The organism is Psychrobacter sp. PSi21, from assembly GCF_054960615.1.
Genome location: NZ_JBHNYR010000002.1, coordinates 130,418 through 140,309, shown reverse-complemented (window position 1 = coordinate 140,309; position 9,892 = coordinate 130,418). Strand labels below are relative to the sequence as shown.

Here is a 9,892-nt window from a genome sequence, read left to right as displayed (position 1 = left end):
GCTGCCTCGTTATCGCTTGAACGCTTATTGAGCACTTGCTTCAAACAGCATGGTTCAAGCCAATAACGAATATACTGGGAGATCAGCTGACCGCCTCTGACTGCAAATGCGCAGACAGCTCAGGATAGCGATGCAGCAAGCGCGTCACCGCTACCAAACACGCATGACGCTCCATCTTGCCTGCAGAATGCGTGAAGGTGAACAATAGCGGCATGATAAGCGCGGCAAATGACGCGTCTGCCAAGCCCACATCGCGGAACGTCTCAATCAATGCCAGTTTGGCGTGGCTGGCGGAGATCGGCTTGATGGCGTTCAGCTGTGTTTGTTCCTCATCCGCTGCTTTCGAGCGGTGCGCGTCATGTGCAGCCTGATGCTCAGTTTTATGTTCATTGTTTTGAGCATTGCCCAATCTGCCAGGTGGTAACTCAAACAAACCGCGGCGCAGTAGCATCAGCAGCTGATTGATATCGGCGGGTGGGTTTGCGATCCAGTCGCTTGGTTGTGCGCCTTTGCGCTGATAGGTAGCGTGCTCATCAGAGGCGCTGGTCAATGCCGCGTCTTGGTCTTGATAGTCTCGCGTTGGTTGCCAGCTGTCAGAGATATGACGGGCCTTATAATGCTGCCAGAGCATGGTCACCGCCGCGTAACGTACTTCGCGGTCAGCGCTTTGGCTCAGCAGATACAGCGACTGGGGCTCTTGAAACTGCGGATGTCGCTGTAATACGTTCATACCAAGTTTGCGCGCCAATCGTTTTTTGCTGCCGATTAACGCATCTAGCATCGCCGTGTCCAATTGTTCAGCACGGATATGATAAGCATGGTTACTGGCTGAGGGTCTGCCAAGCAGGGCTTCTTGTAGCAGCTGTGTCACCTCGCTATAAGGCGATTCGGCCATTGTCAGCCACAGCTGCGCGCTGATAGACCAACTGGCCAGCTCATATTTGGTTAACAGTAGGCCAAAGTCTCGTAATGCCTGATCGCTGCTTTGTAACAAGGGAATGACCCGATCAGCACTAAAGAACGCGGCGGGGATAATGGCATTGGGATCCACAGGGCGATCGGTCAATGCCATACAAATCTGCTCATGGTGGTGGCTTAAATAGCTGATGGCAAACTCGCTGATGGGCGCGGCAGGGTCATCGGTGGCCATATTCCACAATGCTTGTGCGCCTGCTGCTGTATCATCCTCGGATGCGCTGCGCGTCTGACCACTGAGCATTTGCAAAAATGCGGTTTCAGAAATGATGGTTAATGTCGCCCCATCCGCGATCAGTCCTTCAGCCTTGAGCTGTTTGCTGCCTTTTCGCCCTGCACCATAGAACGGCGAGCCTTCATCACCAATCACCAGATAGTCCAGTTTACCATTGACCGCGCTGCTGATAGCGCCGCCAGCTGCTTTTACCAGTTTTTCGGCTTCACTGCGGCTCATGCTTTGCATTTTGCCCGTGAATAGATAGCGCTGACCAGACAAATCCACCGTGCTGCTGTCTGCACTTGGACTGTCCTCTGACTGAGCCGCGTCTGCTGCTGGTGCATCTATGGCAAAATCGGCTGGCAAGAACCCTTTATTCAGACAGTTAATGGCAAATGCCCGATCAGACGACTGCTCACTATGCGCCAATGTCATCAGCCAATCAAAGCCCAGCTGCGGCGTGGCAAAACGTCGCACATCGGACAGCCAGCCATGAACGGTATCTGCTAAGTACTCATCAAAGGTTAAATGCTGCTGCCACTGTTTTGTCGTATGAATGACAGACTCTTGATTATTGTTGTCACTGTATTCACTGAGATAGCTGGTGGTTTTTAGCTGGTTAATATCGGTGCTGGCATCCCAGTCAGGCTCATAAGCCAAGGCATGCCAATAAGACATCTCAAGTTGCTTGGCAGGTAAGACATCATCATCAATCCAATCAATGATGGTTTCTTGTGCGAGCGGGTGTAGCAGTAGATAATGCCAAACGTTGTGGTTAACTTGAGTCAAATCGATACGAGACAACGAGTGCAACACAAAGTCCATACAGCGCGTCGCCGTACGCTCATCACCGTTTGCTGTATCTAGCTGCACTGCTATGCGAATAAAGTAATCACTCCCCAGCTCTTGGGCGCTGTACAACTCAGGCAAGCGTTCGATGGCAAACTGTGTACTGTAGCGCTGATTGCTGGTTAAACGCTCAAAAAACCACTCAGGGGTCAGATCGCGGCGCGTAAAGTGTTTGCTTAACTGCTTGGCGGCGATGCTGTGATGGTATTGCGTCTCTAACAGCTGTCCCCAACCAGATACCCCAACGTCAGTAACGGGGTTGCGACTGATAATGATATCGATTGCAAACTGGCGCACAGGCGCTTGCTCTGAGAGTGCAAGACGCATCAGCTCGGCTAGTGGCAAGTCGGCGGCGTAGGTTTTGGCATAAGCGATGGCATACTGATACGCGGCGGGATACTCTGAATACAATAGCTTAAGTACCACGTCATGCAAGCCAAGCGCAGCAAATTTGGACTTCTCAAAATGCGGCGCCCCTTCGAGCAGCCAAACGATCAACTCATCACGCGCGCTACTGTGTGCGTAGCCTGCGGACAGATATTGAATGGTCGCGCAACTGACATCACGCAGTTGTATTTTAAAATCATGCTTGAGGCTATCGGTGGCAAACTGACGTACCGCTTCGTTTTTAGCGGTTGCCAATAATTGGATCAACGGTGTGCTGTCACGTTGCCACGCGTCCTTAAACGCACGGCCTTTTGCATCGAACAGCTTGCGCGGTGCTCGACCGTGAAAACGCGTGACCCCGTAGCTTAAGGTATTGTGAAAACAAATATGATTGAGCACCCAGCTGTTCATCTGTGCGATCTGACCGACGCTCATCTCTGTATCGACGCTGGCAAGTACTGCCGTTGCCGCTTCAATATAGCCGATAGGCATCTGCTGACCAAGCTTACGCAAATAACGCCAAGCGCGAACACTCATATAGGTCTTGGTGGCAAGACTGACGGGTGTGCGAGCCTTTTGATCAAAACGATGCAAATCAATTTTGGCAGTAATACAGGCAAACATCTCATAATCTTGCTCGTATTCTGCTGCCTTATAGATATACTTTATGCCTTTCCACATCCCGTAGCTTAGCGGTAGGGCATTGATCGCCTGTATGAGTATGGTTCTTGAGTAGGTACTGTTGTCTTGCCAAAGCGCGGTCAAAATCAGATGGATCTTATAGCGATCGGGTAATGGATAGACGCCTTCTTCGGCCTCTAACTTAGCAATCATCGCGACTCGCTGCGCGAACTGAACCTCATCAGGCTGTGTGCGAAATGAATAACTAAGAATCTTATGCAAAAATCGCTCAAAGGTCAGCTCATCATCGGGTATCGGCGACTTGGGTGGTGGATCAGGCTGCTGGGCCAATAAGCAAAGCTTGTCAACTAAGCTTGGATCTTGTACTTGCCAAGCATGCTGAATTTGTGCGAACGACAGACTCATAGGGGTACACCTTAATAGTAATACAGTCATCTAATCATATTTTTCACCTATAAAAACGCATCTAAATAAAAATATCAAGAACTTTTGTCAAGCCAAGATGTATTAAACGACATTTTGTGTCGCACAAAAAACATTATGTATTGATGCGTCAACAGATGTCGCATTGATGATGAAAATAAGCATTATTTGATAAATATGATTTGACAGTGCTGATAGCGCTGAGGCACAATAACCGTGTTGTGAGATTTAGCGTTTCGCCGTTATCGGTGAAGGACGATGCAGCGTCGTCCACGAGTGAAGCCAATACATTTTACACAAGGAAGACTGTTTCAGTCCTGCTAATACCTAGGTAGTGCCCCTAGTGTCATTAGCTCGCTGGCGCAACCACGCAATCGTGGTTGAGCTAATGCACTAGGGGCACTACCTAGGTGCAGTCCAGTGAGTCTTCCATGTACCCGGTTATGAGGTAGATAACACAACATCATGCTTGCTGCTATATTTGTTAAATATCAAGTATATATCTAGTTAGTAGGCACACAGCAATACCCAATCGGAGTCGATCTGTTTACGCAGGTCGGCTCCGATTTTTTATGGGTGATGGTTTTATCATCAGCTTGTAGTTATGATATTTTTAATAACTAAAGTTTATTATTAAGTGTACATTAATATTTATGAGTAGATGATCATGTTTAAGGTGAGTAGGGCGGCGAATACGTCAGATACGTTTATCCAGCAGATTTTGATATTAAATATGATGTAATGGTCTGAGTGAGACTAATAAGGAATAAAGGTCATGTTTGACATCATCAAAGACTGGCGCGAGCAGCGTATATTGGACAATAGTGAATTTACCCATGAGGACTGGTCGCGAGCAGCTGAGCGTATCGTCATTCTCGATAGGCTAAACGAGGAGGAGAGACAGCGTTTATTTGATTTGGCGACCTTGTTTTTGGATGATAAGTCTTTTACAGGGGCGCAAGGGTTTGAGATCACTGATGTGGTCAGGCAGTCTATCGCACTACAGGCATGCTTGCCTATCTTAAATCTAAGCCTTGAGTGGTATAGCGGCTGGTCATCTATCATCATTTACCGCGGCTCATATAAAAGCAATCAAACCACCATGGATGAGTTTGGTATCGTCCACGAGGGCAGTCAGCACCGTAGCGGTGAAGCATGGCAACGCGGCCCTGTGATACTGTCATGGAAAGATGCCAAACACTCAGGTGAGCGTGATGGTCATAATGTGGTGATTCATGAGTTTGTCCATAAGCTCGATATGATGAATGGCCGCGCCAATGGCTTTCCGCCCATGCAGCCCGATATGGATCCTACGCGTTGGACTGATATTATGACCCGTGATTTTGAAGATTTTCAAACCCACCGTAAATCAGGGCTAGATCGCTATGGCGCGACCAATCCAGCGGAGTTTTTTGCAGTGCTGAGCGAGGTTTTTTTTGAAACGCCGCAAAAGCTGGTTGATGCCTATCCAGATATTTATGAGATTATGGTGAAGTTCTTTAAGCAACGTCCACTTCAGTCAAAATAATGAGTTTGATAGTATTCCCTAAAATGAATATATGGCTATAAAAAATAAAAAGGGCAGTGCTTTATAGAGGGCACTGCCTTCTTGTTGAATCAATCAGGGGTTGGAATAAATACCTACACCGTCCATTGGTCGTTAATAACCGCGACCAAATACTGCGTGCCTTGATACTCATCAAATACCAAGCGTAGCACCCGCCAGTCCATACCAGCGTATTGCTCAGTGCCTTTATGATAAAACTCTACCACCTCTGAGTGTGGGTATATGTCTTTTAAGTTATTAATAGAATTGCCATTATTGGTGGTTTTGTTGACACTGATAGCGGCATCATTATACGTTTTGCCATCGACCCAAGTCTCTAAATATGTCGGTAGCGGCGTGACAAGCAAGTCACCAGTACCGTCTTGTGCGCCCCATGTAAAGCGTATATTGGATTGCTGTAGATACTGTGCATATTGGGCGCGGCTAAAGACTTTATCAGACTCAGGACGAATATAGCCATACATGGAAAAACCTACGCCACGTGTGGGATGAATGTCATTAGCGATACTCGCAAAATCCTTGTTAGACAAGGCTTGCTGTATACGTAACGCTTGTTGTCTGAGGGTTTTTTGGCTGCTCTGAGTCGTAGCCTGGCTTGTAGGATTACTGGTTGATTGAGACATCGTATCGCTAATACTCGTGGTCGCTTGACAACCAGTCATCGTAACAGCGAGCAGCAAAAGGCCAGTAGACATCGATGGTGTAGGGTTTCTCTCAAAAAAAACAGGTAATCTCATAACAGCATCCTTATCATAAATGGCAATAACCATCAGCGCACCATATCAGCGAAATGTAAGCATCATTTTGGCAACTCAACCTGAATGATACGATAAGACAGCAGAGTCTTAATAGGGCTATGATGTAATAGATTTAATATTAATAATATCAATCTTGTAGAGTAAAAATGCCAACTAAATCGCTAGCTTATTTATTGATCACAGGACTGTTAACCATAAGTCTAACGACGGTCAGTAACGCCCATGCAGAGATAAAAAAATTGTCTCAGCCATATGCCGCGATGAAAACCGCAACCATCAATAAGATGTACCAACAAGATATTGATAATGAGGGTATGAATAACCCTGTAATTTTGCAGCAGTATGCCAATGATGATTTACTAGCAGCCATGCAGCTTGAGCAAGATTATTTTGATAAACATCAAATGTCCTGCCATGTCGGCTATGATGTGCTGTGGGATTCTCAAGATCCTGATTATACGCAAGATAAAAAATTTTCGGTGACTGATAAAGGCTTGGTTCAAGTCAGCTTGGCGCAAGGCAGCGATATTTATTATAAGCTGTCGTGTACTGATGACAATTGCCAAGTTGCAGATGTGCTCTTAGACGAAGATGGCAACACTTTGCGCAATCATTTGCTTGAAGCGTGTCGTTAGTAAAACATTGACCAGTTATTAAAAGTTTTGCAGCTAAGTGTCAGATATAGATTATATATATAAAATCTATGGTATGAATGGTTATTGAACTCAGAAGTAAAAGCGTTCGTATGTTTTCGCATAATGTATATTATGTTAAATAAATAGTGTTAGATGATATGCTCATGAGTCTGTGCTTACATCACACACAAATGTCTTTTTAGAAAATCCAGCTTAGCCATTCTCTACCTTTGTTTTAATTGACTAGCCTGCCCTTGCTGTACCGTCTTTGATTCTAACTTTGAATGTGAGCGACACATAGTGTCGTCTTATATCTTTTTAATGACCATTGCTCAACTAAAATAGTTTATTATCATTTCTAAAGATCGTGACAACGACGATAATAATTATTTAGGAGCATGAAATGACTGAGCTGACCACCGCGGCAAGTGAAGCGATGAAATCAACAAAAAATACTATCAGTGACGTCGCGATACCAAGCAATCAATTCAACTGGTCAGCCAAAAATAAAAAATTACTGGCCAACTACACGGCCAACCCTTTTCAGCACGCATTGGCGCTTAAGCCAGATGAGAATGCAAACTCTAGCCTGCCCATACTCGCAACAGATATAACCGACAAGCCTTTAACTTCAACACAAGAAAAATGGCTTGTGATGGCGAATAACTGGATGACGGAGACAGATGATAATTTTACTGATTATCAGGCTTATGCTAATGAATGGAATAGTTTATATGAGCATTGCGCGCAAGATGAAGATGTCTATAAAAATGAAAGCGGTCTTTTCAAATATTTATCGACTGATTTATTTGAAGATATATTGGCACAACGACTATTTCCTAGATTGTCAACATCTAAAAAAATCAGCTTTATCGCGCTGCGAGAAGACTCCAAAAAACTAGCTTCAGAGCAACTTGTAGCGCTCTATCGTAAGACATTACGTTATATACAAGCTTTGATTCATCAGTTGAAGATAGATAATCCTTGCGCCTATCAGGACTTATACCAACGCCACAATCAATTGCAGCCTGAAGTAAAGGCTCTGTTATTCTGTGCGGATATCGCCTACCCTCATCAGTCATTCTCCAGCAGTAAATGTAGTCATGGCTACTACCCCCGTGCTCTTTATTTGCACCATACCGATAGTACGCAAGCGAGTATATTCTCGCAAGCCTATTATGACGCGATATCGTCTAGCGACTATAAGATGGCTGACACCTTATTACCGTTGCTAAAATTTATTGCATCGTGTGATCAAGCTGGTATGCCTCAGCTGATTGTTGATTTATTGGGTGAGATGCCACTGCTACAAAAACGAAATCGGCAACTATTTAAGGTGTTAGAGGATTTTGATCATGAACTGTATTTAGAGTGGCTTATTGAAAATAGTATTTATCCAGCAGTTGCCAAACCGTTATCGCTATGGATGAAGCGCCACCCTATTTTAACCATTAGCAAATTGTCTGGTGTGCTCAATGACAATCACCATCTTTTATCAGGTTATCCTGACTTCTCTAGCATGACCAAGTTATTTATCCAACAAAACCATTATTTTGATAAGCCAAAATTCGATAAATTAAGCCGTGACAAAGCATATCTTATCCAGTTATTCACTCATATGTGTGCTGACTTGCGAGCCGCGCACCCAGAGCAATTCACAGCGTTAAAAACCGTGGTTGCAGCTCAAAATTTGACCTATTATTCTAGCGTTATTGCGCCTATATTTTCTGAAGTAAGCCGTGTTGAAATTGGTGATAGCAATACCGCTATTGAGGACCAGCTTACGGATGAAAACTTAGCACAAATCTCAAAATGGCTAATCACGCCGCCGTGGCTGCATAAAGCGTATCGCTTGCAAGCACCTAAATATGCCAACCATATTACTTTAGCCTTATTACCTAAGCCTGTTTTTAAATCAGACGGTAGTAAACTACCGCAAGCTCTATTAGATAATCTGATAGGGATTTTGCATAAATCCGACCTGAAATCATGGATCAATCCTTTAACGGATGACGATATTTTGCAGATATTAGCACCCTTTACGCGCGACTCACTAAACGTGCTGGGGCTGGCGCTATGGGGTATGGGGATACGTGAGCCGTTAGCATGGCTAATGAATGAGGATGCCATTCCCTTTATTCATAAGTATATCTTTGATAACAAAGGCGCTAGAAATGATACAGACGGATGTCGATTATTGATTCGTATGCTGACAGCCAGTATCAAGCTGTGGTACGACCCCAACACCAATCTTGCCGCTGAACGCATTGCTTTTGATGCTCATATCAGCGCCGTACTAGAGGAAATGGTTTATCAGTTATATAAAGGTAAGCCACGCTTTCGTGTCTTAGTTGGACAAATGTTCGATGAAATAAGTGCCCTCACAGGTTTTAGTATGCGTGAGCTTGTCGATTTGGCTGTTCCTACGTTTGGCTTTAATGAGCATGGTGAACGGATATTTCATTTAGATGCGGCAGGAGACAATGTGCTGATTGTACGTCTGGATGCGCATTTGTCTCCACTACTATATGACCGTGAGGGTAATATACTTAGCCGCTTTCCTAGTGCAAAAAAAGGTGATGACAAAGCCCGCTTTAAGCAAGTCAGTACCGATATCAAAGCACTAAAAAGACAGCTCACTGCACTATATAAAACCCTCAACGCTGAATTTACCATAGACTTGCACCAAGGGGTTCACCGTTCGATGCGCTTTATGCTGACTGGGTTTTTAAAGCACCCTATCCTAAGATGCTACGGGCAGACGTTGTTTTGGTCATTGAATAACCATGCTGGGCATCATTCTCGTTGGCGAAACTGGCATATCGCGGATACCTTTATCGTGACCGATGACAACGCATTGATGACTATTCATTATAAAGAATATAGCGATAAGCAACTCAAGCAGTGGCAAAAGGCTGGTAAAACGGTCGTCCTCACCCACCCCGCTTATTTGTCTGAATCTGACCATCTTGCTGCCAATCATATGCTATCAGATTACGCCATCGCCCAACCGATTGGGCAAATGGGCTTATCTTGCTTGCGTCCGAATGCTGACGAGATAAGTTCAAATAAAATTACCCGTTTTAATGGACAAAGCTTTGCTATAAACGCTTTAAAACAAAATCTTAATAAAATGGAACATAACTTCTCATCCATCACGGAGGTCAGCGACACTGTTATAAATAAGGCCGGATTGGTCTATGGGTTATCAAATGAAACCAGTCAAAGGCTTACGGATCCTGAGCGCTTTAAAATAGAATTTTGTCACGCAGTGCCTGAATATAGCTATTGTGCAGAGACGAACGAAAGAACCTACTTTGGTTATCTAGACACTCCTGTACAAATACAGCCTATCGACATTACGGATAAAAATCCCATCAAGCTCAGTCGCTTGTTGCACGCTATCACTGTGTCAGCTCAATAAAAACCGTAAGCCAAT

At 44.7% G+C, this 9,892-nt stretch carries 5 protein-coding genes; 3 read left to right on the top strand and 2 right to left on the bottom strand.

Annotation, left to right across the window (positions count from 1 at the left end; all coding sequences use genetic code 11):
• Positions 1-82: 82 nt before the first annotated feature.
• A complete protein-coding gene (locus ACFI32_RS02580) occupies positions 83-3,475 on the bottom strand; it encodes a BRCT domain-containing protein (RefSeq protein WP_462624939.1) in 3,393 nt (1,130 codons plus the stop codon).
• 793 nt (positions 3,476-4,268) lie between these two features.
• On the opposite strand from ACFI32_RS02580, the gene ACFI32_RS02575 reads away from it, so the two are divergent.
• Complete coding sequence (locus ACFI32_RS02575) at positions 4,269-5,021, top strand: M90 family metallopeptidase (RefSeq protein ID WP_462624938.1); 753 nt, start codon at positions 4,269-4,271, stop codon at positions 5,019-5,021.
• A 113-nt stretch (positions 5,022-5,134) separates the two neighbouring features.
• On the opposite strand, the gene ACFI32_RS02570 is transcribed toward ACFI32_RS02575, so the two are convergent.
• Complete coding sequence (locus ACFI32_RS02570) at positions 5,135-5,797, bottom strand: hypothetical protein (protein WP_462624937.1); 663 nt, start codon at positions 5,795-5,797, stop codon at positions 5,135-5,137.
• A 167-nt stretch (positions 5,798-5,964) separates the two neighbouring features.
• Here ACFI32_RS02570 and ACFI32_RS02565 point away from each other — a divergent pair, with 167 nt between their 5' ends.
• A complete protein-coding gene (locus tag ACFI32_RS02565) occupies positions 5,965-6,453 on the top strand; it encodes a hypothetical protein (protein WP_462624935.1) in 489 nt (162 codons plus the stop codon).
• Positions 6,454-6,856: 403 nt separating this feature from the next.
• Complete coding sequence (locus ACFI32_RS02560) at positions 6,857-9,877, top strand: DUF4132 domain-containing protein (RefSeq protein WP_462624934.1); 3,021 nt, start codon at positions 6,857-6,859, stop codon at positions 9,875-9,877.
• Positions 9,878-9,892: the final 15 nt, after the last annotated feature.